This is a genomic window from Staphylococcus succinus (assembly GCF_029024945.1).
Classification (GTDB): Bacteria; Bacillota; Bacilli; order Staphylococcales; family Staphylococcaceae; genus Staphylococcus; species Staphylococcus succinus.
The window spans coordinates 1981385-2007955 of record NZ_CP118976.1 but is presented as its reverse complement, the minus strand read 5'-3'; the positions used below and the strand labels follow the sequence as shown (position 1 = coordinate 2007955).

The 26571-nt window shown below is 32.8% G+C and carries 30 protein-coding genes; 16 read left to right on the top strand and 14 right to left on the bottom strand.

The features are described 5' to 3' along the window. Window positions 1-102 precede the first annotated feature (102 nt). Window positions 103-486, top strand: coding sequence for a YutD family protein (locus PYW31_RS09710; protein ID WP_046837300.1), 384 nt, complete (start codon window positions 103-105; stop codon window positions 484-486). A 67-nt stretch (window positions 487-553) separates the two neighbouring features. On the opposite strand, the gene PYW31_RS09705 is transcribed toward PYW31_RS09710, so the two are convergent. Next, the gene (locus tag PYW31_RS09705; protein WP_046837301.1) at window positions 554-820 is read right to left on the bottom strand and encodes a DUF3055 domain-containing protein; all 267 of its coding nucleotides are present in this window, start codon (window positions 818-820) and stop codon (window positions 554-556) included. Window positions 821-974: 154 nt separating this feature from the next. Here PYW31_RS09705 and PYW31_RS09700 point away from each other — a divergent pair, with 154 nt between their 5' ends. The 8 genes from PYW31_RS09700 to dltD all read left to right on the top strand — a co-directional run bounded on the left by PYW31_RS09700 (window position 975) and on the right by dltD (window position 7700). Further along, window positions 975-1406, top strand: coding sequence for a DUF86 domain-containing protein (locus tag PYW31_RS09700; RefSeq protein WP_046837302.1), 432 nt, complete (start codon window positions 975-977; stop codon window positions 1404-1406). 6 nt (window positions 1407-1412) lie between these two features. Beyond that, window positions 1413-2192 (top strand): TIGR01457 family HAD-type hydrolase, encoded by a 780-nt coding sequence (locus PYW31_RS09695; RefSeq protein WP_046837303.1) that lies wholly within the window; start codon window positions 1413-1415, stop codon window positions 2190-2192. 10 nt (window positions 2193-2202) lie between these two features. After that, on the top strand, window positions 2203-3168 hold the full coding sequence (locus PYW31_RS09690; RefSeq protein ID WP_046837304.1) for a 2-hydroxyacid dehydrogenase: 966 nt from the start codon (window positions 2203-2205) through the stop codon (window positions 3166-3168). Between the two features lie 293 nt (window positions 3169-3461). Next, on the top strand, window positions 3462-3605 hold the full coding sequence (locus PYW31_RS09685) for a teichoic acid D-Ala incorporation-associated protein DltX (RefSeq protein WP_046837305.1): 144 nt from the start codon (window positions 3462-3464) through the stop codon (window positions 3603-3605). Between the two features lie 14 nt (window positions 3606-3619). Beyond that, window positions 3620-5083 carry a D-alanine--poly(phosphoribitol) ligase subunit DltA gene (gene dltA, locus PYW31_RS09680; protein ID WP_046837306.1) on the top strand — a complete coding sequence of 488 codons (1464 nt, stop codon included), beginning with the start codon at window positions 3620-3622 and terminating at the stop codon, window positions 5081-5083. After that, window positions 5083-6297 carry a D-alanyl-lipoteichoic acid biosynthesis protein DltB gene (gene dltB, locus PYW31_RS09675; RefSeq protein ID WP_046837307.1) on the top strand — a complete coding sequence of 405 codons (1215 nt, stop codon included), beginning with the start codon at window positions 5083-5085 and terminating at the stop codon, window positions 6295-6297. Before dltA ends, dltB begins: the two co-directional genes overlap by 1 nt. A 21-nt stretch (window positions 6298-6318) precedes the next feature. After that, complete coding sequence (gene dltC, locus PYW31_RS09670; RefSeq protein ID WP_046837308.1) at window positions 6319-6555, top strand: D-alanine--poly(phosphoribitol) ligase subunit 2; 237 nt, start codon at window positions 6319-6321, stop codon at window positions 6553-6555. Continuing rightward, window positions 6552-7700 (top strand): D-alanyl-lipoteichoic acid biosynthesis protein DltD, encoded by a 1149-nt coding sequence (dltD, locus tag PYW31_RS09665; RefSeq protein WP_046837309.1) that lies wholly within the window; start codon window positions 6552-6554, stop codon window positions 7698-7700. Before dltC ends, dltD begins: the two co-directional genes overlap by 4 nt. A gap of 98 nt (window positions 7701-7798) precedes the next feature. On the opposite strand, the gene PYW31_RS09660 is transcribed toward dltD, so the two are convergent. The 4 genes from PYW31_RS09660 to PYW31_RS09645 form a co-directional block, all read right to left on the bottom strand. Continuing rightward, window positions 7799-9406 carry an ABC transporter permease gene (locus PYW31_RS09660; protein ID WP_046837310.1) on the bottom strand — a complete coding sequence of 536 codons (1608 nt, stop codon included), beginning with the start codon at window positions 9404-9406 and terminating at the stop codon, window positions 7799-7801. Window positions 9407-9429: 23 nt separating this feature from the next. Further along, on the bottom strand, window positions 9430-10311 hold the full coding sequence (locus tag PYW31_RS09655) for an ABC transporter ATP-binding protein (RefSeq protein WP_046837311.1): 882 nt from the start codon (window positions 10309-10311) through the stop codon (window positions 9430-9432). A gap of 26 nt (window positions 10312-10337) precedes the next feature. Beyond that, window positions 10338-10949: a TetR/AcrR family transcriptional regulator gene (locus PYW31_RS09650; RefSeq protein ID WP_103356918.1), complete on the bottom strand. Its 612-nt coding sequence runs from the start codon at window positions 10947-10949 to the stop codon at window positions 10338-10340. Between the two features lie 316 nt (window positions 10950-11265). After that, window positions 11266-11508, bottom strand: coding sequence for a NifU family protein (locus PYW31_RS09645; RefSeq protein ID WP_046837313.1), 243 nt, complete (start codon window positions 11506-11508; stop codon window positions 11266-11268). Window positions 11509-11615: 107 nt separating this feature from the next. Between PYW31_RS09645 and PYW31_RS09640 the strand changes: the two genes are divergently transcribed. Then, window positions 11616-11927, top strand: a complete 312-nt coding sequence (locus PYW31_RS09640) for a YuzD family protein (protein ID WP_046837314.1) — start codon at window positions 11616-11618, stop codon at window positions 11925-11927. 157 nt (window positions 11928-12084) lie between these two features. Here the strand turns inward: PYW31_RS09640 and PYW31_RS09635 are convergent, their stop codons facing one another. Continuing rightward, window positions 12085-13149 (bottom strand): NAD(P)/FAD-dependent oxidoreductase, encoded by a 1065-nt coding sequence (locus PYW31_RS09635; RefSeq protein ID WP_046837315.1) that lies wholly within the window; start codon window positions 13147-13149, stop codon window positions 12085-12087. A 477-nt stretch (window positions 13150-13626) separates the two neighbouring features. On the opposite strand from PYW31_RS09635, the gene PYW31_RS09630 reads away from it, so the two are divergent. The 6 genes from PYW31_RS09630 to PYW31_RS09605 all read left to right on the top strand — a co-directional run bounded on the left by PYW31_RS09630 (window position 13627) and on the right by PYW31_RS09605 (window position 19271). After that, window positions 13627-13863 carry a YuzB family protein gene (locus PYW31_RS09630; RefSeq protein WP_046837316.1) on the top strand — a complete coding sequence of 79 codons (237 nt, stop codon included), beginning with the start codon at window positions 13627-13629 and terminating at the stop codon, window positions 13861-13863. A 13-nt stretch (window positions 13864-13876) separates the two neighbouring features. Continuing rightward, window positions 13877-14236 (top strand): HesB/IscA family protein, encoded by a 360-nt coding sequence (locus PYW31_RS09625; protein WP_046837317.1) that lies wholly within the window; start codon window positions 13877-13879, stop codon window positions 14234-14236. A gap of 237 nt (window positions 14237-14473) precedes the next feature. Beyond that, window positions 14474-15682 carry an NAD(P)/FAD-dependent oxidoreductase gene (locus PYW31_RS09620; protein ID WP_046837318.1) on the top strand — a complete coding sequence of 403 codons (1209 nt, stop codon included), beginning with the start codon at window positions 14474-14476 and terminating at the stop codon, window positions 15680-15682. A gap of 168 nt (window positions 15683-15850) precedes the next feature. After that, a complete protein-coding gene (locus PYW31_RS09615; protein WP_046837319.1) occupies window positions 15851-17326 on the top strand; it encodes a M17 family metallopeptidase in 1476 nt (491 codons plus the stop codon). A 224-nt stretch (window positions 17327-17550) separates the two neighbouring features. Continuing rightward, window positions 17551-18867: a Na+/H+ antiporter family protein gene (locus PYW31_RS09610; protein ID WP_046837320.1), complete on the top strand. Its 1317-nt coding sequence runs from the start codon at window positions 17551-17553 to the stop codon at window positions 18865-18867. 29 nt (window positions 18868-18896) lie between these two features. Then, window positions 18897-19271, top strand: a complete 375-nt coding sequence (locus tag PYW31_RS09605; protein WP_046837321.1) for a PaaI family thioesterase — start codon at window positions 18897-18899, stop codon at window positions 19269-19271. 96 nt (window positions 19272-19367) lie between these two features. Here the strand turns inward: PYW31_RS09605 and PYW31_RS09600 are convergent, their stop codons facing one another. The 8 genes from PYW31_RS09600 to PYW31_RS09565 all read right to left on the bottom strand — a co-directional run bounded on the left by PYW31_RS09600 (window position 19368) and on the right by PYW31_RS09565 (window position 26449). After that, window positions 19368-20534, bottom strand: a complete 1167-nt coding sequence (locus PYW31_RS09600; RefSeq protein WP_046837322.1) for an NAD(P)/FAD-dependent oxidoreductase — start codon at window positions 20532-20534, stop codon at window positions 19368-19370. A 150-nt stretch (window positions 20535-20684) separates the two neighbouring features. Continuing rightward, a complete protein-coding gene (locus PYW31_RS09595; protein WP_046837323.1) occupies window positions 20685-21041 on the bottom strand; it encodes a Na+/H+ antiporter subunit G1 in 357 nt (118 codons plus the stop codon). Next, on the bottom strand, window positions 21019-21312 hold the full coding sequence (locus tag PYW31_RS09590; RefSeq protein WP_046837324.1) for a Na(+)/H(+) antiporter subunit F1: 294 nt from the start codon (window positions 21310-21312) through the stop codon (window positions 21019-21021). Before PYW31_RS09590 ends, PYW31_RS09595 begins: the two co-directional genes overlap by 23 nt. Beyond that, the gene (locus PYW31_RS09585; protein WP_046837325.1) at window positions 21312-21791 is read right to left on the bottom strand and encodes a Na+/H+ antiporter subunit E; all 480 of its coding nucleotides are present in this window, start codon (window positions 21789-21791) and stop codon (window positions 21312-21314) included. Before PYW31_RS09585 ends, PYW31_RS09590 begins: the two co-directional genes overlap by 1 nt. Window position 21792: 1 nt before the next feature. Then, complete coding sequence (locus tag PYW31_RS09580; RefSeq protein WP_046837326.1) at window positions 21793-23289, bottom strand: Na+/H+ antiporter subunit D; 1497 nt, start codon at window positions 23287-23289, stop codon at window positions 21793-21795. Then, window positions 23276-23623 carry a Na+/H+ antiporter Mnh1 subunit C gene (mnhC1, locus tag PYW31_RS09575; RefSeq protein ID WP_046837327.1) on the bottom strand — a complete coding sequence of 116 codons (348 nt, stop codon included), beginning with the start codon at window positions 23621-23623 and terminating at the stop codon, window positions 23276-23278. The genes PYW31_RS09580 and mnhC1 overlap by 14 nt, the downstream gene beginning before the upstream one ends. Continuing rightward, window positions 23623-24051 (bottom strand): Na+/H+ antiporter Mnh1 subunit B, encoded by a 429-nt coding sequence (gene mnhB1 / locus PYW31_RS09570; protein WP_046837328.1) that lies wholly within the window; start codon window positions 24049-24051, stop codon window positions 23623-23625. The genes mnhC1 and mnhB1 overlap by 1 nt, the downstream gene beginning before the upstream one ends. Continuing rightward, window positions 24032-26449, bottom strand: coding sequence for a Na+/H+ antiporter subunit A (locus PYW31_RS09565; protein WP_046837329.1), 2418 nt, complete (start codon window positions 26447-26449; stop codon window positions 24032-24034). Before PYW31_RS09565 ends, mnhB1 begins: the two co-directional genes overlap by 20 nt. Between the last annotated feature and the right edge of the window lie 122 nt (window positions 26450-26571).

Below are 26571 nucleotides of genomic sequence, written 5' to 3'. Positions count from 1 at the left end.
AGCTAAGTCTTTATTAGAAATATAATTCATATATGTCGTGAAATGTAATAGCACTTCTTAATACTACATTGATATGTGACATATTTAGATTAGGTGAATGAAATGATAAAAGTGAATGAACAATACTTTGAAATAATTGAAGATTATAGAGCATCATTTGACGAAGAAATATTTGCAAATCGTTATTCTGATATTTTAGATAAATATGATTTTATAGTAGGCGATTTTGGGTATGATCAATTAAGATTAAAAGGGTTTTATAATGATACAAATAAAAAAGCAGAATTAAGTAAACGATTTTCCACAATACAAGATTATCTGTTAGAGTATTGTAACTTTGGTTGCCCTTATTTTATTTTAAGACGTGTTTCTGAAAAGGAAGCAAAGCGTCATATAGATGATACACGTATAGCTGATGCTGAATTCGAAGAGAATAAGCTTCATGATGTGAAGATTCAGCCAAGTATACAACGAACGGACAAATAAAGAACCAAGTGTCATACATAGACGCTTGGTTCTTTATTAATATATTTGATATAAATGATTTATTGTTTTATTGAATGATTTCGTTAAGGTATTCAGTAATTTCGTTGCCTTCTTCTTCATTCACGCCAAGTATATGGGAAATATAACCTTCTTCTTCTAAATCATCAGTCCCTATAATACCAAACTTATTCGTTTGCATATTGAGGACAATAGATTTACCATAATGGCGGTTTGTTTGTACTAACATTAAATCATAGCGACTGTGCTCACCAACAAAACCAACAAATTGGACTTGTGCAGATTCATCATCGTCATATAGATACATATCAATCATGTTAAAACGCTCCTAATAATAGATTGTGATTTAAAAAAAATAATTCTTTAAACATTGAATTTTACTAACCCAATAAAGTCTTAATATTTAGTATAACCATAAATGAATTCGACTGCAAAGGTATGGTATGATGACATTAATAGGGGTGAAAATAATGTATTTCGTGAATAAGAATCAATTAAATATAAAGTTAAATTACTTACAACAATTAATAACAGATTATCCTCAAAATAAAGATAATCATTATGCATTTGAACGTATTTCACAGATGTTTATAGAATCAGCTGTCGATATTGGCAATATGATTATTGATGCTTTTATATTAAGAGATCCTGGAAATTATAAGGATGTTATTGATATTTTAGAGTTAGAAAATGTAATTTCTAAAGAAACACAGGTGCAGATTAATCAAACGGTCGAAGTTAGAAAGCATTTTGTCCATTATTATGATGAATTAGACGTAAACAAATTAGTGCCACTCTTTGATGAATCTTTAGCATATTATCAGCAATACATTGAAGAAGTAACACAATTTTTAAAAAATGAAGATGTACCGATTACAGCATTTGGTAAAAAGGGAGAGTAAACAGAAATGAAAAATTATAAAGCTTATCTTATAGATTTAGATGGGACGTTATATAAAGGTAATGAAATTATCGATGGGGCAGCACAATTTATAGAATATTTGAATCAACAACAAATACCACACCTATATGTGACGAATAATTCAAGTAAAGAGCCTGAAGATGTAGCTTCAAAATTACATACAATGGGCATAGATGCAAAGCCTAATGAAGTCGTTACCTCAGCGCTTGCTACTGCAGAATATATAGCTGAGGAAGCGCCCGGCGCTTCAGTCTATATGTTAGGCGGTAGTGGCTTAGAAACAGCTTTAAAAGCCTATGGTTTAGAAATCAAAGATGATGAATTTGTAGACTATGTGGTTATTGGTTTAGATGAAGCGGTAACTTATGAAAAATTAGCAACTGCGACACTTGGTGTACGTAATGGTGCCAAATTTATTTCAACGAATCAAGACTTATCTATTCCTAAAGAACGTGGATTTTTACCTGGTAATGGCGCGATAACAAGTGTGGTGTCAGTCTCAACGGGTGTTCAACCTACATTTATAGGCAAACCGCAACCTATTATCATGAATAAGGCTCTAGAAACATTAGACATCGATCCATCTGCAGTAGCAATGGTTGGTGATTTGTATGATACTGACATTTTATCTGGGATTAATGTTAATATAGATACAATTCATGTCCAAACTGGCGTGACTACGAAAGAAGAAATTGAAGTGAAAGATGTACCTCCGACATACACGTTTAAAGATTTAAATGAAGTTATCAACGAACTCAAAAGGTAGGAGTGATTGAATGGAAAAAGTCATCGTAACAAGAAAGATACCACAACCATTTATAGAACAACTAGAAGCATTTGCAGAAGTTGAAGTATGGAATGAGTCATACACACCAATGCCGAGAGAAAAGTTTTTAGATTCATTAAAAGATGCTACAGCATGCTTTATTACGTTAAGTGAGAAAATTGATGAAGCTGTTATAGAGTCTGCACCACATCTCAAAGTAATTGCTAATATGGCAGTTGGATTTGATAATATTGATGTACCATTAGTGCATAGTAAAGGTATTATCGCTACGAATACGCCAGAAGTACTTACAGAAACGACAGCTGAATTAGGTATCACATTATTGTTAAGTGTAGCGCGACGCATAGTTGAAGCTGAACAATATGTGCAAAGAGGCGAATGGCAAAGTTGGGGACCTTATTTACTAGCAGGTAAAGATTTATACAATGCTAAAGTCGGGATATTCGGCATGGGCGACATAGGTAAAGCTTTTGCACGTCGACTTAAGGGATTTAACACGAATATTATGTATCATAATAGAACGAGATATAAGGATGCTGAAGAAAAATTAGGTGCATTATATGTATCATTTGATACATTATTAGAAAATAGTGATTTTATTGTTTGTACAGCGCCGCTTACAGAAGATACACGTGATAAATTTAATGAAGCGGCATTTAAGAAAATGAAAAATGATGCCATTTTTATTAATATTGGACGTGGCGCAGTTGTAGATGAACAAGCGCTTGTCAAAGCGCTGCAAGAAGGAGAAATAGCAGCTTGTGGTCTTGATGTTTTACGTCAAGAGCCGATAGATATGTCGCATCCACTCCTTTCTATGAGCAACGCATTGATTGTGCCTCATATTGGTAGTGCATCAGTTATTACTAGAAATCGCATGATTCAACTTTGTGTTGATAATATTCGCTTAGTTTTAAACGATAATCAACCCAAAACACCTATAAAAGCTATTTAAAAAATGTATGTAAAGTTATTAAAGTGAATAGATTATAGCATGATTTATAATAATAAAAGCTGGTAGAGTTCCTTTTTAGGATTTCTATCGGCTTTTATTTTTTTATTTTAAAAAATATGCTTAAAATTTGAGACGCATTCAATATAACACATTTGTTATATAGGAAATTGTTTATTAAATTGTAATATCGTTGAAAAGAATGTATAATAAATTGGGAAATTTGTAAAAAGTCGTTATACATATTTTAGATAGATTTAAATACATACATTCAATAATTGTAAAAGAGGTGAATTATGAATAACGATAAAGGTAATACTAAATATCTCACAGTGAAACCATACTTGCTAACGCTATTATATCTTGTAATATTTATAGCACTATATTTAATTTATGGTAGTGGTGATACACATAATAACTTTATTTATAATGAATTTTAATGAAGGAGACAAGCATGAAAGATATAATTCAATCATTAAGTGAAAGTGAAAAAAATTGCCCACATCACATAGCTGTGCAACATAATCATGAGCAATTAACGTATAAAGAGTTAAATCAATATTCGAATATACTTGCTCGTATGATACAAGAAACGGATAGACCTATTATAGCGTATGGTCACATGTCGCCGTTTATGATTGTAGCAATGATTGCCAGTATTAAAGCAGGATGTGGCTATGTACCTTTGGATACATCTTTACCTCAAGACCGTTTGCACACAATTATAAAAAAAATGAATCCTCAATTTTTAATCAATACAACTGATGAAAACATTGAGCAATTTGAATTAAATGTGATTGATATTAATACAATAAAAAACAATACTTGCGAACTTACATTTGAATCTAAAATTAAAGCAGATGATATTGCTTATACAATATTTACATCTGGTTCTACAGGGGAGCCTAAAGGCGTACAAATTAGTTATAAAAGTCTAAATGACTTTACAAGATGGATGGTCGATCTGAATCAATTAGGAGAATATCAACAATGGTTAAATCAGGCGCCATTTTCTTTCGATTTATCAGTAATGGCTATATATCCTTGTTTAGCAACGTCGGGGACATTAAATTTAGTCGATAAGATGATGATTAATAAACCTAAAAGACTCAGTGAGATGTTGGATGAAGCAAAAATTAATGTATGGGTTTCAACGCCATCATTTATGGAAATGTGCTTGATGTTACCACAGTTAACAGAAACAAAATACGCTAGTTTAAAAGAGTTTTTCTTCTGCGGTGAAATATTTGCACATAGAACTGCCAAAATGCTTTTACAACGTTTTCCTTCTGCATGGATCTATAATACTTATGGCCCAACTGAAGCTACTGTAGCTGTTACTAGTATTTTAATAACAGAAGACATATTACGCGAGTATAACCCGTTACCAGTGGGGGCGCCAAGGCCAGGAACTTCCTTAATTTTAGGACATAATGATGAACTTATTATAACTGGTGATTGTGTCAGTATGGGTTATGTATACGACGAGATTAAAACGAATAAGGTATTTAAAAAAGCCAATAACCAACGCGCTTATCACACCGGTGATAAAGCTGAGCAAAGAGACAAGCAGTGGTTTATTAACGGTCGTATAGATTTTCAAATTAAATTGAACGGCTATCGGATGGAATTAGAAGAAATTGAATTTCAATTGAGACAGATAGACTGTGTTAAAGAAGCGGTTGTCGTGCCTATATATAAAGACAACAAAGTCACACAAATACATGCAGTGGTTGTATCTAATAGACCAAATCATATTGATTTAACTGAACAAGAAATGACTCGTGATATTAAAGGAGCATTAAAGGAACATATTCCCGAGTATATGATTCCTAAAAAAATACACTTTACGGATAAATTACCATTAACGGTCAACGGTAAATTAGATCGTAAAAAGATAGCTGAGGGTGTAAATTAATGATTCCTTATGGCACATTTACTTTCTTTTTAATTGCATTTGTATTATTAATACCAGTTATTATATTGGGGTTACAAGGTAAAAGAAGTCGTATTTATAACGGGCTCAGCACACTCGTAATGATTGAACTCATATTCTCTTCGGATAAACATAATCTATTTGGACAAACATGGTTAAGTGTACAATTTATTAACTTTATACTGTATATCCTGTGGCAAGTCGCAATTATATTATATTATTGGAAATCACGTGCAAAAAATAATACGTTTAGTAAATTTTTTATAGTTATCGTACTATCTATTTTACCGCTAGTCATTGTTAAAATAGCTCAAAGTTCCTTGATAGGCGCTTCAAGCATACATTTTCATGAGAGTAAGGTTGTTGAATTAATTGGATTTTTAGGTATTTCTTATATTACCTTTAAAAGTGTTCAATTGTTAATGGAAATACGTGATGGTTCAATTAAAGAGGTAAACTTCTGGAAAATCATCCAATTTATATCATTCTTCCCTACAATATCATCAGGTCCTATAGATCGTTATAAAAGGTTTGCAAAAGACGATCAAAAAATACCAAGCGGTATGCAATATCATCAGATGTTATTGAAGGCTGTTCACTTTATTATGATTGGATTTTTATACAAATATATTATTGCGTACTTAATTCAAGTCTATGCCATTAATCCGTTGATGCTAGATTTTAATGGGTTTACTACAAAATGGCTTTATATGTATGCCTACAGTTTGTATTTATTCTTTGATTTTGCTGGATACTCACTATTTGCAATTGCTTTTAGTTATATATATGGCATACAAACACCGCCAAACTTTAAACAACCATTTAAAGCTAAAAATATTAAAGATTTTTGGAATAGATGGCATATGACCCTTTCATTTTGGTTTAGAGATTGTATTTATATGAGAACTTTATTTTTCTTATCTAAGAAGAAGTTATTAAAAAGCCAATTTGCAATGTCTAATATTGCCTTTTCACTCAATTTTATAATCATGGGGATATGGCATGGCATTGAAATTTACTATATTGCTTATGGCTTATATCATGCATTACTATTTATAGGTTATGGATATTATGAAAGATGGAGAAAAACTCATCCCCCTAGATGGAAAAATCAAATAACTACAATAATAAGCATCATCATAACGTTTCATTTTGTAGCTTTTGGTTTTCTAATCTTTTCAGGGAAATTATTTTAAAAAATTGGAGGAAAAATTATTATGGAATTTAGAAATCAAGTATTAGATGTATTGGAAGACGTTAGTGAAAGTAGTGTGGTTAAAGAAAACCCAGATGTGGAATTATTTGAAGAAGGTATTATAGATTCATTCCAAACGGTAGGACTTTTACTAGAAATTCAAAATAAATTAGATATTGAAGTATCTATTATGGATTTTGATAGAGATGAATGGGCGACACCTAATAAGATAGTAGCAGTATTAGAAGCATTAAGATGAAATTGAAACCATTTATACCAATTATTGTAAGTCTGTTATTGTTTGGAATTTTCTTAATCATGCCTGCCAGTTGGTTTACAGGTTTCATTAATAGTAAAACATTAGAATCACAACGCATAGCTTTAACTGATCAAGTACTTAAAGGTACATTGGTTCAAGATAAGATGTATCAATCTAATGATTATTATCCCATTTATGGTTCAAGTGAACTTGAAAAAGATGACCCATTTAATCCAGCCATAGTATTAAATGGGAAAAAAGAAATATCTCAAAAACCGTTTCTAATTGGTACGGGAGGTTCGACTGATTTAGTAAATGCTGTGGAATTAGCATCACAATGTGACAATTTAAAAGGTAAGAAAATGGCCTTTATCATTTCACCACAGTGGTTTACAAATCATGGTTTGACCAATTCCAACTTTAAAGCACGTATATCTCAAGCGCAGTTAAATCAGTTGTTTAATCAAGACACTTTAAGCCCAAAACTAAAGCAACGCTATGCGCGAAGATTATTGCAATTTAAAAAGGTCGAAAATAGAAGCTATCTAAAGCAAGTAGCTCATCACCCTAATGCAGTGAAGGGGAATTATATTTCTAGTTTCAAAGACAATCAATTAAAAAAAATTGAAGCAATTAAGTCTATTTTTCCAGTACGTAGTTCACCACTTTCACATGTAGAACCCATAGTAAATAAATCAGACTCATGGAAGACAATTCGAAATCGCGCTGAAGCGTATGGTTCCAATCAAGTGAAGTCAAATGAATTTGGTATTAGAGATAAATACTGGGATTTAATAAAACAACACAAACGTAAAATTAATCGAGATTATGAATTTAATATTAACTCCCCAGAATTTAAAGATCTAGCATTACTTGTAGATACATTACATGAAGCGGGTGCAGATGTAACATATATTAATTTACCATCTAATGGTAAATGGTATGATCATATTGGTATTGATAAAGATAGACGACAAAAGGTTTATAAAAAAATTAATCAAACGATAGAACAAAGAGACGGTCATGTCTATGATATGACAGACAAAGATTATGAACCTTATGTCGTAAGTGATGCTGTACACATTGGATGGAAAGGCTGGAGTTATATAGGTGAACACATTGAGAAACATATAAGTGACTTTTAAAGTGAACACTATTTTCTCTAGCATAAGCCTGATATATAAATTATAAAAAGGTAGCCTTATTTTAAGGCTACCTTTTTATTTTATAGCGTCGTAGATGCTTATCCAATCCAATCACGTTTGATATACCCTAAGTAGCCTATAAACATTAATACGAGGCTGATTATACCTACTATAAAAAAGGTAGAGAATTCAAAACTTTCTTTTGGCATCGGTGGCAGCCAATTTAAAGCAGAAGTTTTTGAAAACCATGTTGGAAATTCTAAAACTTCGCCAAAATAATTTATTGCAAAGGCATAACCAAGATATAAATAAATCAATTTACCTATTTTAGGTATCCAACCAAGTACTAGAGCAGTCATACTCGTGAAAAATAATACTACTGGCAATAAATTGTAACCGGCGATAAGGAAATCCGCTAAATCTATATTTTCATGATGCGTCATTACTGTAAGTGCTGTAACGCCAAGACTGAATACAGTTAAAAATATGCCGATTATACCTGTACAAAGTGCTAAACCTATATTGGTCCAATATAGATGATTGCGTGTCACTTTTGTAGCACTCATTTGATTTAGACGTGCTTTGTTTTCTTCATTAAATAATTTGTTGATGATTGCGATAGGTAATATTGTCACTAAAGAAATCATTACGATTACAATTTTACTTGTAAATGAAGCTTCTATAGATACATTAGATTGTGAAAACATTTGTTTCATTAATTCATTACTTGCTAAAAAGGTTTGCATATCTCCATAAATTGAACCATAAGCAATACCCATTATTATAAAAGCAATAAACCAGCTTATTATAGTTCCTTTATTTATTTTAAGCAATAAACCTCTAACCGATAGCAAAGAATTTTTGGCTGTGGGTCTACCTTTTATTTCAGGTATATAACTCGTACCCATATCACGTGAGGATTCAAGTATAAAAGCTATTACTACAATAATTACAATGAAAATAACAGCAAATCCTAAAGGGCCCCAATTATTTTCTGTGAATGGGTAAGTGATATAAGTCCAACCAATAGGGTTGAATTTAGCTAATTCAACATTCGTGATATCTGTGGCACCTCGAATAATATAAAGTAACCCTACGATACTAAGTGCCAATCCAGTTGAGGCGGAAGCATTCGGCATTATTTGAGCGGTTAAAAGAGCAATACTTGCACCAATAATACCCGCAATACCAATTGTTGCGCCATATAATAGCGAACCCTGCATAGTGATTGTTTGAGCATTAAAACTCAATAATATACCAGTGATAAAAATGGATACTATCGCATTAATAAGAATGATTTCTACAAATACTGAGAAGGTGTTTGATTGCCTACCTACCTTGAAAGCACGCACGAATTCTGAAAGACCTATGTCTTCTTCTTTACGTGTATGTGCAATTACGTGTAAAAGAGATATAATCATTGAAAGTAAACTACAAAACAATAGCATTTCATGTGCATAAAGGGCACCTAAAGTGTATTGAGTTGCTTGAACAATAGGCGTGGTCCCAACCATTGAAATCATTGCAGGGTTTTTTAAAGTTTCGAACATACCACTTAAACCATTACCTTTTGCAATCTCTTCAAATGATGGAATAAAGGCAGATGAAAATACAGAAAGTCCGCAAATCCAAATTATGATTTTTTTCCAATCTCTTTTTAAATGTTCTAAAAAGAGAAGGTTCCAGTATATAAAGCTTTCTTTCATAAAGCAGCCCTCATTTCATTAACTTAATTTTCATAATGACGAATAAACAAATCTTCAAGTGTTGGAGGGATAGATTCTATTTTCTTTATGTTTAATTGAGTTAGTTGGATTAAAATATCGTTGAGATATTGGTTATCTACCGAAAATGTCGCTTGATTGTGAACCTGTACAAAGTCAAATACTCCATCTAAAGTAGCTATTTTAGCCACATCTCTTTCGGTTTCTATGGTAATTGTGGATCGTGTTAAATGGCGTAATTCATGAAGTGTACCACTTTCTACAATTTCTCCTTGTCGAATAATAACTACTCTGTCAGCCAACCTTTCAACTTCACTTAGAATGTGTGAAGATAGTAAAATTGTCTTTCCAGATTTTTTAAGTTGTTCAACTTCTTCTTGGAAAACTTTTTCCATTAGAGGATCTAAGCCCGATGTCGGTTCATCAAAGATATATAAATCTGATTCTACGGCTAACGCTGCAATTAAACCAACTTTTTGACGATTTCCTTTTGAATAACCTTTGGCTTTTTTCTTTGGATCTAATTCAAAACGTTGTATTAAAGCATCACGTTTTTGTTTGTCGCCACAGCCATGTAATTTCATAAATAAATCAATGATTTCACCGCCAGATAAATTGCCCCACAATACGACGTCCCCAGGTACATAGGATATTCTTTTATGAATTTCTGTACTTTCTTTCCAAACATCCTTACCAAATATTTCTACATCGCCTTTGTCTCGTTTGATGACGCCTAATAAAGTGCGTAAGGTAGTAGATTTACCAGCGCCATTAGGTCCAATGAAGCCAACAACTTCACCACAATTGACTGAGAATGTTACATCACGTAATGCTTCAAATTTACCGAATTTTTTTTGTAAATTACTGACTTTAATAATTTTCTCCATAGCAATGCACGCTTCTTTCCAAATGTTTATTTGTAAAAACTATATTTTAATATCTGGGCGTATTGTTTCCATTCATTTAGGTATGTCTCACCAAATTGAGATGAATTATCAAAAGTAGTGATTTGCGTAAGTGTTTTTGTTCCAAATCCAAGCATCGTCCAATTTAGTATTTCTATAGCTTTTTCAATATCAATATCTTCTCGAAATTTAGAATAATCAAGGTTATGAAATATCTTTTTTGTACCTTCTTCATAAGTTAAACTTATTTTTTCTTTAATGATATCTTGTACGTCAGCTGAGCTTTCTTGAGATAAGGATTTTAAAAAATCAAACACTTTAGGTGACTTTTGTTGTATGTATAATTTTTGTAATCCTATGTTTTCAATTCTCTGGAATAAATCTCTTTCTTTAAAATCAATATGTTCATACATAGTTTCTATAGTTTGAATACTGAAATCAATGAGGTATAAATATAAATCCTTTTTATTATTGAAATAATTAAACAATGACCCTTTGGAAATATGAGCTTTTTTTACAATATGATTCGTAGAGGCTTTGTCAAAACCATTTTTTACAAATTCATTCATTGCAACATTAATAATATTATTCTGTTTATCTTTGTGTAGTTGAGTAAACATATAATTAATAAGCAATTGCTCCTTTCTAAATGAAATGACCGATGTGGTCAATTGGAGTGTAGCTTTTATGTGGAAGTAAGTCAAATGATAAAAAAATATTTAAATGAATATGAGGTGACATAAATAAAATGAAAATACAACGAATTTAATGCAAAGGGTTAAACCGTTTTCAACATCATCGTAAATGAAATAATTAAAACAATGACCATGATAATTTTAATAAAAAAAGCCTATCCAAATATATGGATAGGCTAGAAATGTTCGATAGAAATTATATCTTAAGACGTTCTTTATTTATATATGATTATTGTATCAATTAGAATACTTGTTCTACTTCTATTACTCCGGGTACTTCTTCATGTAAAGCACGTTCGATACCGGCTTTTAAAGTGATTGTTGAACTAGGACATGTACCGCACGCCCCATGTAATTGTAATTTAACAATACCATCTTCTACATCGATGAGTGAACAGTCACCACCATCACGTAGTAAGAAAGGACGTAATCTTTCAATAACTTCTGCTACTTGATCAAACATTGTTACGTTTTCAGTTGGCATGGATATGCCTCCTTTCAAGTAAATTATTTCATTTTCTACTTATCTTTTTATTATAATAGAAATGTACTGAAAAATCTATAAATCAAGATAAAAGGGGATAAGTCTAAATGAATAAAGTGAGCGTAGTTGTCTATGGTGCAGATGTTGTATGTGCAAGTTGTGTTAATGCACCAACCGCACGTAATACCTATGATTGGTTGCAGCCATTATTAAAAAGAAAATATCCGGAAATGCATTTTGAATTTACTTATATTGATATTGAAAAGGATACAGAAAATTTAACTGATCACGATGAACAATATATAGAACGTATACAAGAAGATGAATTGTTTTATCCTCTAATTACAATGAACGATGAATATGTCACAGATGGCTATGTACAATTAAAAGACATTACTCAATTTATGGATAAACAATAAATTGTTAGTTCACGATATTTAACAGACCATTTTGGAGTATTAAAAACTAAATGATAAGCACACATAAAAAAGATGATTTCCATGTAAAATGACATAGAAACCATCTTTTTTAGTTATTAGTTATCTGTAGTCATTAACTTACAGACTCAATATTTGTCTAACCATTATGGTATTTATATAGCCAAAGTACGCCTGATTTTAGGATTGAAGCTAGGCGACCTGTTACGGTACGATCCATAATATAAGCAAACCCTTTTTTATCTCCAAGAGAACCTAAGAAACCTTGAATTTTAATTTCAGGCATTTTGTCAGGTAATTTTTTACCTTGCCATTGTAGTTTCATAACATCTGCGATTTGGTCACCTTGGGCTTCAGCTAATTGGGCACTTGGTGCATGTGGTAGTTCAGCACAATCTCCAACAACATATACATTAGTATAAGTTGGTACTTGGTGATATTGATTTAAAATCACGCGGCCACCTTTACTGATATCAATTGGTAAATTTCTAACGACTTCTACGGGTTGAATACCGGCAGTCCAGACGATTAAATCTACATCTTCTGGTACATCGTTATTATAAATACGACCAGGTTCAACACGATTGATATCCGAATTTGGTACGACAGTAACGTTATTTTTACTGAACCATTTTTCGATATAAGTACTTAATTTTTCTGGGAAACGACTTAAAATTCGTTCACCTCTGTCATATAGGAAGATTTGTAAATCTTCACGGCTTTCACGTAATTCGCTTGCTAACTCTATACCACTTAAACCAGCACCAACAATTCCTACTTTAGCGCCATTTGGTAATTCACTAAGATGATGGAATGTTTCACGAGATTTTGATAATGTTTGGATACTATGCGTATATTCTTCAGCGCCAGGCACATTATGATATTTATCTTCACAGCCTAAACCGATGACTAATTCATCATAGTCTACTTTAGTATTACCAACCGATACAATTTGATCATCTAAATTAATATCATTGATTTCTCCATAAACATTATTAATACGATCAGAGTCAGGGAAACTCATACGAATATCCTTATCGGATTTAGTACCAGCAGCCAATTCGTAAAACTCTGGTTTTAAACCATGATACGGCATACGGTCGATTAATGTAATAGAATAATTTTCTGGTAGAGCATTAGGTAAAATATGTGACATAATGCGCATATTACCATAGCCGCCACCTAACAGTACTAAATTTTTCATTTTGTAATACCCCTCTAGTAAATATTGTGTTGAGCATTTACAGAAAACTCATAAAACACAATAACTTTAATCTTATGAGATAGTAAAGCTTCCTTAAATGCTACAATGTAAGTTATTAAATTTAATATGGTTTAATCATACCTTACCTTGCATCGATATACCAATTTTCTATAATCAGCTTACTTATATATATTATATGCTTTTTTATAAACTACTACAAATAAGTAAAGATAGTAAAATTTGTAATTGTAATCGTTTTAAATAAGAAAGTATCTTTCGTTTAAAACGGCTAATGGCACTAGATATAGGCTTTAGCAAGTTTGAAAGGTAGGTTGTTAATTTACACAAAAAAATTTTATAAGTATCTTCTTATTATTTTAAATTTTTTAAGAAGCAATTATTGTAAGCTAGAATGTAGTCATTATCATCTGATTTTTGTTATAATTGTATAACTGATAATTAATGAGAGGGTGTAATATGAATCCAATAGTTGAGTTCTGCATTTCGAATTTAGCGAAAGGTGGGGACTTTGTATATAATCAACTTGAAAATGACCCAGGCGTCGACGTATTAGAATATGGTTGCTTACAAAATTGTGGACTATGTTCAAGTGGGTTGTATGCATTGGTTAATGGTGATATCGTTGAAGGTGAATCGCCAGACGACTTACTACAAAATATTTATGCACATATAGAAGAAACATGGATTTTCTAGGGAGGTATTTACGATGGCAGTAATAGAAGTAACAGAAGCAGCAGTATATGAAGTAAAAGACATGTTACAACAAAATGATATGGCAGATGGCTATTTAAAAGTTAAAGTAAATGGCGGTGGCTGTACTGGACTTACTTATGGCATGTCAGCAGAAGCTGAACCAGGTGAAAATGATGAAGTTATTGAATTTCATGGTTTAAAAGTACTAATAGATAAAACTGATAAGTCAGTATTAGAAGGTACTACAATTGATTTTAAACAATCTCTCATGGGTGGTGGCTTCCAAATTGATAACCCAAATGCAATTGCATCATGTGGTTGTGGAAGTTCATTTAGAACTGCAAAAGTTGCGGGTTCACCAGAAGATTGTTAGTAGTATGTAAAAAAAATGAAGGCTATAGTACGCATAAAATAAAGTGTGAACTATAGTCTTTTATAAGTTTATGTGAAAAAATAAACAATATGTGCGTTAGCGCTTGAAAATGAAGAATAAAAGCTATAAAATTGGTGTTGGATAAAAATTGTCTTTTTTGTGACTTACATATGTTTCATTTAGGGTATAGAAAAAGACTGACGCAACAAAAAAATTATGAAAGCTTAGGTGAATGAAATGGCTCAAGATCGTAAAAAAGTATTAGTTCTAGGTGCTGGTTATGCTGGATTACAAACTATTACAAAATTACAAAAGCAAATTTCAGCAGATGAAGCTGAAGTTACGTTAATTAATAAAAATGATTACCACTATGAAGCTACTTGGTTACATGAAGCTTCAGCAGGTACACTTAGCTATGAAGATTTACTATATCCAGTTGAAAGTGTAGTAAATAAAGACAAAGTTAACTTTGTAAAAGCAGAAGTTACAAAAATTGATCGTAATGCTAAAAAAGTTGAAACTGATGCCGGTATTTTTGACTTTGATATCTTAGTAGTATCATTAGGTTTTGAAAGTGAAACATTTGGTATTAAAGGTATGAAAGAGCATGCTTTCCAAATTGAAAATGTATTAACTGCGCGTAAATTATCTCGTCATATCGAAGATAAATTTGCTAACTATGCATCTTCAAAACAAAAAGATGATAAAGATTTAGCTATTTTAGTCGGCGGTGCTGGATTCACTGGTATCGAGTTTATCGGTGAATTAACAGATCGTATTCCTGAGTTATGTAATAAATATGGCGTAGAACAAGGTAAAGTAAAAGTGACTTGTGTTGAAGCTGCTCCAAAAATGTTACCACAATTCTCTGACGAATTAGTTAATCACGCTGTAAGTTATTTAGAAAGTAAAGGCGTAGAATTCAAGATTGCTACACCTATCGTTGCTGCTAACGAAAAAGGTTTCGTAGTTAAAGTTAATGATGTTGAACAACAATTAGAAGCAAATACAGTTGTATGGGCTGCTGGTGTTCGTGGTAGTAAATTAATGGAAGAATCATTTGAAGGCGTTAAACGTGGTCGTATCGTTACAAAACAAGATTTAACAATTGAAGGTTATGACGATATCTTTGTAATTGGTGACTGTTCTGCATTCATCCCTGCTGGAGAAGAACGTCCATTACCAACAACTGCACAAATCGCTATGCAAGAAGGTGAACACACTGCGAAAAATATTATAAATATTTTAGAAGGTCAACCTACACAAGAATTCTCTTATGTTGACCGTGGTACTGTATGTTCATTAGGTTCTGGCGACGGTGTTGGTGTTGTATATGGTAAAGATATCCAAGGTAAAAAAGCTGCGTTTATGAAAAAAGTTATCGATACACGTGCTGTATTCAAACTTGGCGGTATCGGCTTAGCATTCAAAAAAGGTAAATTTTAATAAATAAATAGATTTCATACAGCAACACATACACGTGTACTGTACATACAAAAGACCTATCTTATTACTAGATAGGTCTTTTTATTAACAAATGGCAATTAATTTCGAGAAATATAAGATTTATTGTTATAATTTGAAGAAAATAAATGTGAAAAAGAGGGATTCCATATGCAAGCAACAATAAAACCCAATGCAGAAATCAAGCATACTACTTTAATTGTTGGTGTACCTGAACATATAAACCAATTAAGTCAGATTGTAGTAGAAGACGAAGATATAAATGAATTATTAAAAACGTTGAAGCATAATCAAATCATCAGCAGTAATGTAGGACATGTATCGAGCACGCAAGTTTTATTAAATGGTAACTATGTTAAGTTGATTTCAGTAGGTTTAGGCAACTTAAAAACATCTGACTCCAGTGATTTTTTAATTGTATTTGGAAAGTTATTCCAGCATTTAAAAAATGATAGAATTTTCAAAGGTGCATTACTATTTGATACTTTTGCATCTAAAATACTGAGTAAACTTGAGCTTGCTGAATTATTAGGAAGACAAAGTGAGCAATCTATTTATCAATTTGATAGTTATAAAACAGATAAAACTGCACCATATCAAATTGATTTAGACATACATACAAATGACGAAGATGTTAAGCATGCGCTTGCAGATGGCGTAGCTTTGGCTTCTGCTATAAATCTTGCAAGAGATTACAGTAATATGCCGCCTAATATTTTGACACCTGCTTATTATGCAGAACTAATATCTAACCATTTTAACAATACAGAAGTTACTGTAGATGTAAAAGATGGGGCTACTTTACAACGTGAAGGATTTGGTTTGATACATGCAGTAGGTAAAGGTTCAAAAAATGATCCGAGATTAATTACTTTAACTTACAACGGGGGACAAGAAGGAGAACAGCCTATAGCACTTGTAGGAAAAGGAATCACATACGATTCAGGCGGTTATTCAATTAAATCAAAAGTCGGCATGCAAACTATGAAATATGATATGTGTGGTTCCGCCAATGTCGTTGCAATGATAGAATCAGCACAACGCTTAAACCTCAAAGTAAATATCATCGGTGTGATCGTTGCAGCTGAAAATATGGTTAATGAAGCAGCAATGAAACCGGACGATGTATTCACAGCATTAAGCGGAGAATCGGTAGAAGTTCTTAATACTGATGCTGAAGGGCGCCTAGTATTAGGAGATGCAGTTTTCTATGCAAATCAATTTCAACCTAAAGTAATATTGGACTTTGCTACGTTGACTGGTGCTGCTGTTGCTGCACTTGGTGAAGATAAGGCTGCAGTTTTCAATAAAAAGGCAAAAGTGCAGCTGGATGAGATATTGGTAGAAGCGCAAAAAATGGATGAATTTGTATTTGAATTACCAATGACATCTACAGAACAAGCTCTAATTCGTAATAGTGACGTTGCGGATTTAGTAAATCATACAAATGGTCATGGTAAAGCACTGTTTGCTGCTACATTTATTAATCACTTTGCTGGTGAAACACCACACCTTCACTTTGATATCGCTGGCCCTGCTACGATAAATAAAAATACACACAAAGGGCCTAAAGGACCAACAGGTTACTTAATTTCTACTATAGTTCAATGGTTGAGAAAACAATAGCACACGCAATACTTAATTTATAATATAATTGAAAGGAAAAACTCGCTAATCATTAAATGAGTTTTTCCTTTTTTTATAATAAACAAAGTGCAAAAGATTTATTGAAAAAAGCTTGTGTAAATATTTATGAACCTGAAAAGATAAGATTGACAATTTAAGTGGTTATTGATAGTATAAATCTCGTGATACTTTAGTTCGATAACGTAATAAAGGAGTTATGCTTTGTGATAAATGCAGTTGTAATAGCAGTTGTATTGATGATTATCTTATGTTTATGTAGATTAAATGTAGTGATTAGTTTGTTCGTCAGTGCATTAGTCGGTGGATTAGTTGCAGGTATGAGTATACCTGAAATTGTTTCCGTATTTGGTAAAAATATAGTTGATGGAGCCGAGGTAGCGTTAAGTTATGCACTATTAGGTGGTTTCGCAGCGCTCATTTCATACAGTGGAATTACTGATTACTTAGTAAATAAAATTATAAATAGCATTCACGCTGAAAACAGTAAAATGTCTCGTGTGAAGGTAAAGGTTATTATTATCGTGGCACTATTAATACTTAGTATTATGAGTCAAAATATCATACCTGTACATATTGCATTTATACCAATTGTAGTACCTCCATTAATAAGTTTATTTAACGAACTTAAAGTTGATAGAAGACAAATCTCTATCATTATAGGTTTTGGATTATGTTGGCCATATATACTTCTACCATTTGGTTTTGGTCAAATATTCCACCAAATTATACAAAATGGTTTCACCAAAGCACATCATCCAATTGAAATGGGAATGATTTGGAAAGCAATGATTATTCCATCATTAGGGTATGTTTTTGGATTGATTGCTGGTATTTTCTATTTTCGAAAACCAAGAAAATATAAAGAATATAAAGATGTTAAAGATATGAGTCATATAGAACTGAAACCCTATGTACTGGTAGTGACAATTATTTCTATATTGGCCACATTTATTGTACAAACACTTACTGATTCAATGATTTTTGGTGCATTAGCTGGGGTGCTAATATTCTTTGTGTTTAGAGTTTATAAATGGACGGAATTAGATAAACAATTTGTAGATGGAATCCAAATCATGTCATTTATTGGTGTTGTAATTCTATCTGCCAATGGTTTTGCAGGTGTAATGAATGAGACAGGTGATATTACTAAATTAGTCCATAGTTTAAGTGGTATTACTGGCGATAATAAACTCATTAGCATTATTGTAATGTACATCATTGGTCTAATTGTCACATTAGGCATAGGCTCATCATTTGCTACAATCCCGATTATCGCTACATTATTTGTTCCATTAGGCGAGTCTCTTGGCTTAAGTACGATGGCATTAATTGCGCTTATAGGTACAGCAAGTGCCTTAGGTGATTCTGGATCACCAGCAAGTGATTCTACGCTTGGACCAACTGCAGGTTTAAATGTAGACGGACAACATGATCATATTAGAGATACATGTATACCTAACTTCATATTTTACAATATTCCATTAATTATTTTTGGTACTATTGCGGCTATGATATTATAAAGTTAATAATGAATAGACGGGGTGTCAAAATGACTAATATGTTAGAAACATTAGGCATGAAATTAGAAAAAAAAGCACATGGATTAATTGTAATGTCGATGCCTGTGACTGATCGTGTTAAACAACCTTTTGGATATTTACATGGTGGGGCAAGTTTAGCTCTGGGTGAAACGGCTTGCTCTTTAGGTGCGGCAAATATGATTGATACGAATCAGTATGTTCCTTTAGGTTTAGAGATGAATGCTAACCATATAAGTAGTACTACTGAAGGTATAGTATATGCGACAGCGACCATTATCCATGAAGGAAAGACCACACAGGTGTGGAATATAGAAATTAAAGATGACAACAATCGTTTAATTAGTATCATGCGTGGGACAATTGCGATTAAAGCGAGAAAATGAAATATGAATATTAGCAAAGCGCTATAAAGTATTATACTGTGCACAAAGTGGGAGGAAGCAGCTCACACTTTGTGTAAACAATCAGTATATGGAACTTTATAGTGCTTTTTTTGTTATTGCTTCATTTTCTATGTTATTGAAAGCTTGTGATATTCGAATAGCAGCTTCTCGTCCACCCATAATATTTCTAGCAAATGGACCAAGTTCTAAGTCTGCTAAGCCGCCTGAAACAAAAAGGTTAGGTAGCCACTCTAAATTATTATTGATAGACGGCAAGCCACAGTCAGCCACTGGGGCCTGATGTTTATTTATGAGTTGTTTGATAATAGGTTGTGCCATGATAGCATCTTGAAAACCAGTTGCTAATAATATTTGATCATAGTATAAGCAGTAACGATGCGTACAAATATGATGATGTTGAACTTCAACAAGTTCATTCGTATGAATGACTAATCTTTTTTGCTCTACATATTTTTTAAGCCTTAATTCAATTTCTTTAGGTATTGAGCCTTTATGACGTTCTTGTTTAATAATCTTTAAACGTTCTTCAGATGAGTGAATTTTACGGAATTTATTCATATTTTTAGGACCTAACCAACCAGGATCAGCATCAAAATCATGGACCTCAAGTGGTTTGTTAGTCCATAAATGAATGACTTTCTCAGACTTTATTTTGAGTAATCTTAAGGTCAAGTGTGCAGCTGTTATGCCACTACCGACTACGTGAGAAGTATGGTCATAGTTTTTGTCGTCATCATCAAAAATATGGGATACATCTGCTTCATCCTTAAATAGTGCTGGTGTATATGTATTGTGGTTACAACCAAATGCAATAATTAAATGTGTCGTTGAAATCCAAGATTGATCCGCTAATTGTATATGCCAAAGTTGGTCTAGTTGCTTAATATTGCATACAGAACTTTGAATATGACTATGGTTTAAATGATATTGATGAATAAGTTCGTGTGTGTGATTCATAAACATCTCAAGATTTGGGCGTTGGTATGGCCCATACGAGGCGTTGGTATATTGGCATTTTTTAGCAAATTGCTTTAAATGAAATGGGTTAGGATGCGTATGGTGCACACCAGGTGATCGAAGATAAGGCATAGCGATACGTTGGGTAAATTGATTGAATTGCTGACATAGATTACGGTTAGGGTCTATGATACGTAATTTATGCGGACTTAAACCTTGTGATCTTAATTTGATAGCGATTGTTACTGCTTGAATACCGCCACCGATGATAGTCCAAGTAGCCATAATGACATAACCTCCTATTAAATCGTAATAATTACGATTTAATATAACATTGATTGTAGTGTATGACAAATATTTATTTCTGATAAATTTGTAATTTAAAAAGCACCTATCTTTTTAAGATAGGTGCTTTTCAAATTTGCATATAAACGATTATAATTTTGTGTTTTTCAAATCATCTTTGATATCATCGAGCTTTGTTCTCTTAGAAGAAGGTGTATCTAAATTATAAGCTGCTTTTATAATAAGATGACTTGCTAAAGGACCAGTAATCAAGATGAATAAGATACCGACAAGCAATTGCATATTTACGTATCCTTCTTTGCCTATAAAGAATAAAAATACGCCGCTAATTAACAACATTGAACCGAGTGTAGCTGCTTTTCCAGCTGCATGTGCTCTGGAATAGACATCATCTAGGCGTAATAGGCCAATTGCTGCAAGCGCACTGATGATTGATCCAAGAATAACGAGTATAAGTGAGATGCTAATGACGATCTGAGTTATCATGTTCAATCACCTTACCTTTATCCATATATTTTGCGAAGACTGCAGTGCCTAAAAAAGCTAAAATGCCAATCATTAAGATGACAACAAGGATATATTTAGTACCTAAGAAAATACTAAATAGAGCAACGATGGCCATTAACTGTATTCCCATTGCATCTAAGGCAACAACGCGGTCAGCAAGAGAAGGACCGATGATGACGCGTACGAGCATACCTAGCATAGATAACGCTACGATTACCAATGCAATGATTAAAATGATATTATAGTTCATTAATTTTCGCCAACCTCTCTAACCACTTTTTCAAGGGAGGATTTGATACTTTCAACTTCTTCTTCCTTAGTGCTAAAATCAATGGCGTGTATATAAATTTTAGTACGATCATCACTGACTCCTAATACAACAGTACCTGGTGTAAGCGTAATTAGATTAGATAATAAGGCGATTTGCCAATCTGTTTTCAAATCAGTATGATAAGTAAAAAATGCCGGTGCATTATTGATAGTTGGTTTAATAATAATTCGTATGACATCGATATTTGCTTTGACTAATTCAACTAAAAATACGAAGAAGAGTTTTAATATCTTATAAATCGTTATAAGGTAAAATCTTCCAGGTAAAATACCGCGCATGATAAATACTAATAATAAACCAAATAAGTAACCTAATATAAAGTTATTAATAGTGTAGCTACCTGTTAAGAATAACCAAAAAATAGTAAGTATTAAATTCACTAATATTTGAACTGCCATATTATTTACCCCCCAATACGCTTTCAATATAGACACTAGGGTTATAGAAGGTCTCGGCCGCTTCTTTAATTATTGGTTGTAAATAGTCTGCAGATAATCCGAACATCACTGAAAGTATAACTGAAATAATCGCTACTACAAGTAATCCTTTATAATGTAAATGATGATTTACATTATACCCTTTAGATTCACCAAAGAATCCTTTTAAGAAAATGCGAATAACGGAATAAAGTACTACTAAGCTTGATAACAGTACGACAATACCACTGATATAGAACCCTTTCTCAAAAGTGGCTTGAACAATGTAGTATTTCCCATAAAAGCCGCTTAATGGAGGGATACCTGCTAAGCTAAGTGATGCGATAAAGAATGTCCATCCTAGTACTGGATAATCTTTAATAAGACCTCCATATTTACGTAAGTCGTGTGTTTTAGTAATTTTATACATGATACCAATTAAGAAAAATAAAGCTGCTTTAATTAACATATCATGTAAAGTGTAGTAAATCGCACCCATCATGCCTGATTGATTCATCATAGCGACGCCCACTAAAATAACACCGACAGCAATCATAATATTATAAATGATAATTTTTTTCGTATCATAGTAACTTATCGCTCCTACAGAACCAAAGATAATGGTTAAGAGAGCTAAGAAAAGTATCGTGTAGAAGGAGAAACTTGTTGTATCTCTGAAAAAGAGACTTGCTGTTCTAGCAATAGCGTATACGCCTACTTTTGTGAGTAGGGCGCCAAAGAATGCAATGATTGCTACAGGCGGTGCGTAATATGCCCCAGGTAACCAAATATACATTGGGAACACACCAGCTTTTGTTGCAAAGACGAAAATAAACATTATAAATATAAGGCTCACAATCCCACTATCTTGAGAGGGCAGTTGACTCAGTTTTTGGCTGATATCCGCTAAGTTTAATGTACCGACTACTGAATATAACATGGCTACTGCAATTACAAAAAATGCAGATGAAGTTACATTAACAAGGACATATTTAATAGTTTCACTTAATTGTACCTTTGTACCTCCAATGACTAATAAGATATAGGAAGCCATTAGAAATACTTCAAAGAATACGAATAAGTTGAAAATATCACCCGTGATAAATGAACCTATTACTCCAGTAACCATAAACATGATTGCAAAGTAATAATAATATGTTTCACGTTCAATACCAACAGACTGATAAGAATATAAAATGATGAGCATAGTTACGATTAGACTGGTAATTACAAGCAATGCACTGAATATATCAAGTACAAATACAATACTATATGGTGCAGACCAAGAACCAAGTTCTAATTTAATAGGGCCATCTTTTAATACATTACTTAAATTTATAAATGCAAAAACCAATGTGATACCAGTACCAATCAATGCGACATAACGCTTGATTATAGGGCGCTTACCGATAAATATTAATAGAATAATAGTTAACATGGGTATGACAAGCAGTGAAATAATGAGATTATTCTCGATCATCATCAAGTACTCCTTTCATACTTTCGACGTTGTCTGTACCTAGCTCTTTATAACTTCTAAAAGCTAATACTAAGAAAAAAGCTGTGACAGAAAATGATATTACTATAGCTGTTAAAATTAATGCTTGGGGTATTGGATCGACATATGAAGTAATCCCTTTTTCATAAATTGGAACGTCACCCTTCTTTAATCCACCCATAGTCATTAAAAATAAATTTGATGCATGCGTTAGTATGGTAGTTCCAATAATGATGCGTATCAAACTCTTAGAAAGAATGAGATAGACGCTCATTGCTGTGAGAATACCACAAACAAAAATCATAACTATTTCCATTACTCATTCTCTCCAATCGATAAGATTATAGTCATTATTGTTCCGATAACTGCGCACATTACACCCAAATCAAAGAATACTGCAGTATGCATTTCCATCGGTTTTAAGAAACCAAGTGGTATTTCAAAAGGTGTGTGCGTAAAGAAATTTTTAGTATAAAACCAGCTTGCCATAGGAGTTGCTACACAAAAGAGTAGCCCAATACCAATTAATATTTTAAAATCCCAGGGGAATATTTTTCTCATCGTTTTAATATCAAAAGCTACCGTAATTATGACAAGCGCGCTTGATAGCAAAAGGCCACCTACGAATCCGCCACCAGGTGTATAATGTCCTGCTAAAAATAATGATAGACCAAACATAACTATTAGAAAGAAGATAATCACAGCTGAATATTGGAAAATTAAATTATTTTTCTGTCTGTTCAACGTTTTTACCTCCTTCTTCTGTAGCTTTATTTTTTGTACGTAGTTTTATCATAGTGTAGACACCGAGACCTGCAATACCTAAGACTGCAGATTCGAATAAAGTATCGGTACCACGGAAATCTACTAAAATCACGTTAACCATGTTTGTACCATGGGCTAAGTCATATACATGGGCTTTATAAAATGCGCCGATAGATTCAAAGTGCCTATTACCATAAGCAATTAAGCCAAGGACAATCACTACAGCGCCAGCGCCTATAGAAATCAATACATTTACGAGTTTGAATGAACGAGATTCTTGATGACGATTTAAGTTTGGTAAATGATAGAAACATAGTAAAAACAAAGCTGTAGAAATAGATTCAACAACAAATTGTGTGAGTGCTAAATCGGGAGCTCCAAAGAAAATAAAGAATATTGCGACTGAATAACCCACAGCACTAGCCATGATAATACTGAACAATCTAGAGTTTGCCAATACAATCATAGATGTAGCAGTGATAATCAGTACTACGATAATCAATTCAAAAGGTCTTATCTCACTCACATTGTTAAGATCAATACTGAAAGGCGTTACTAATAATGTAACCAACGTAATAACAATTAAAGAAGTAAAGATAATAACTAAATTATTACGCGTAAAGCCTGTCACATAAGTATTAGTGAAAGTGCTTGAGTAATTTGGCGCATAACCTCCGAATTTATCGTACCAGTAATTGAATGTAAGCTTGCGTGGTTGTGCTTTAAGTAAACGCACCCAATAGCCAATACTTAAAATCAATAAAATCCCTATAATGTATATGATAATTGTAGAAATAAAAGCAGGTGTAAAACCATGGAACATATGAAATTCTGCTGTATTACCAGTATGTAAACTAATTGAGTTAACAGCAGGTTCAATAATTGATTTTGTTAAAAGCGATGGGAAGAATCCAAACACGATTACTAATATCGATAAAATAATTGGTGATATTAATAATAAGAATGAAGCCTCATGCGCTTTTTTAGGTAAAGCATTTACATTGCCTTGACCTAAAAAGATTTGAGTAATAAATCTTATAGAATATACAAAGGTAAATATACTACCAATAATGGCTATGATTGGTATCAATATGCCAATGGTATTTAAGTTGTATATGCCTGCGTGGCTTACATCAATCATACTTTCTAAAAATTTCTCTTTTGATAAGAAACCATTAAAGGGTGGTATACCCGCCATACTTAAAGCAGTAATGATGGTAATCGTAAATGAGATAGGCATAACTGTTAAGAGCCCACCTAATTTTTTAACATCACGTGTACCTGTCGAATGATCAATGACTCCAGTAATCATAAATAGCGCACCTTTAAAAGTTGCGTGATTGATTAAATGGAAAATAGCTGCAGTAAATGCTGCAACATAGAGCTGGCTTTGAGCACCTTCAAAATGATAACTCACTGCACCAATACCTAACATGGACATAATCATTCCTAGTTGTGAAACTGTAGAAAATGCCAAGATGCCTTTTAAATCTTGTTGCTTACTTGCATTTAACGATGCCCAGAGTAATGTAATTAACCCTACTGCAGTTACTGTCCATATCCATCCTTGTGAGACCGCATAAATAGGTGTCATTCGAGCTACGAGATAGAGTCCAGCTTTTACCATTGTTGCAGAGTGTAAATAGGCACTAACTGGAGTTGGTGCTTCCATTGCATCTGGTAGCCATACATAAAATGGAAATTGAGCAGACTTTGTCATTGCACCAATTAATACAAATATCATTGATAAAATGAAGACTGGACTCATTTGTATTTCTGAAGCATTACCAATTAATTCTTGTAAGCTTGTTGTACCACCTGCCATTGAGAGTAGGATAAGCCCACCTAATAGCGACAGGCCACCAAATACAGTGACGAGCATTGACTTTTGAGCACCATAAATGGAAGCTTGTTTGTCACGCCAAAAGGAAATGAGCAGAAAACTAGAAAAAGAAGTTAACTCCCAAAACAGATATAAAATAATAATATTATCTGATAATACAACTCCTAACATTGCGCCCATAAAGAGTAAAAGATAACAATAAAAATTCCCCAACTGCTCTTGTCGACTTAAATAACTTATAGAATACAGTACGATTAAACTACCAATACCAGTGATGAGTAAACTAAAAAGTAACCCCAAGCCATCAACATACAAATTAAAATTCATGCCAAAATGGGGCATCCAATTTGCGTTTTGCATGACGGTTTGACCGGACATGGTTGTTGAAATATATGATAAAAAATATATAAATAAGACGACAGGGATGGGTAACACAAACCATCCTATATGTATTCGTTTTTGAAGACGATATACAAACGGAATAATGAGTGCAAATATTAACGGTAAGAGTGCCGCTATATGTAACAAACTCATTATTTTATCCTCCTTTGAAAATATAGTATAAAATTTATTATACATGATTTAGACTATTCTGAAAAACGTGATTATCCCTTGAAACAGTTGAGATACATGTTTAGTTAAATAAGAAGAAACAC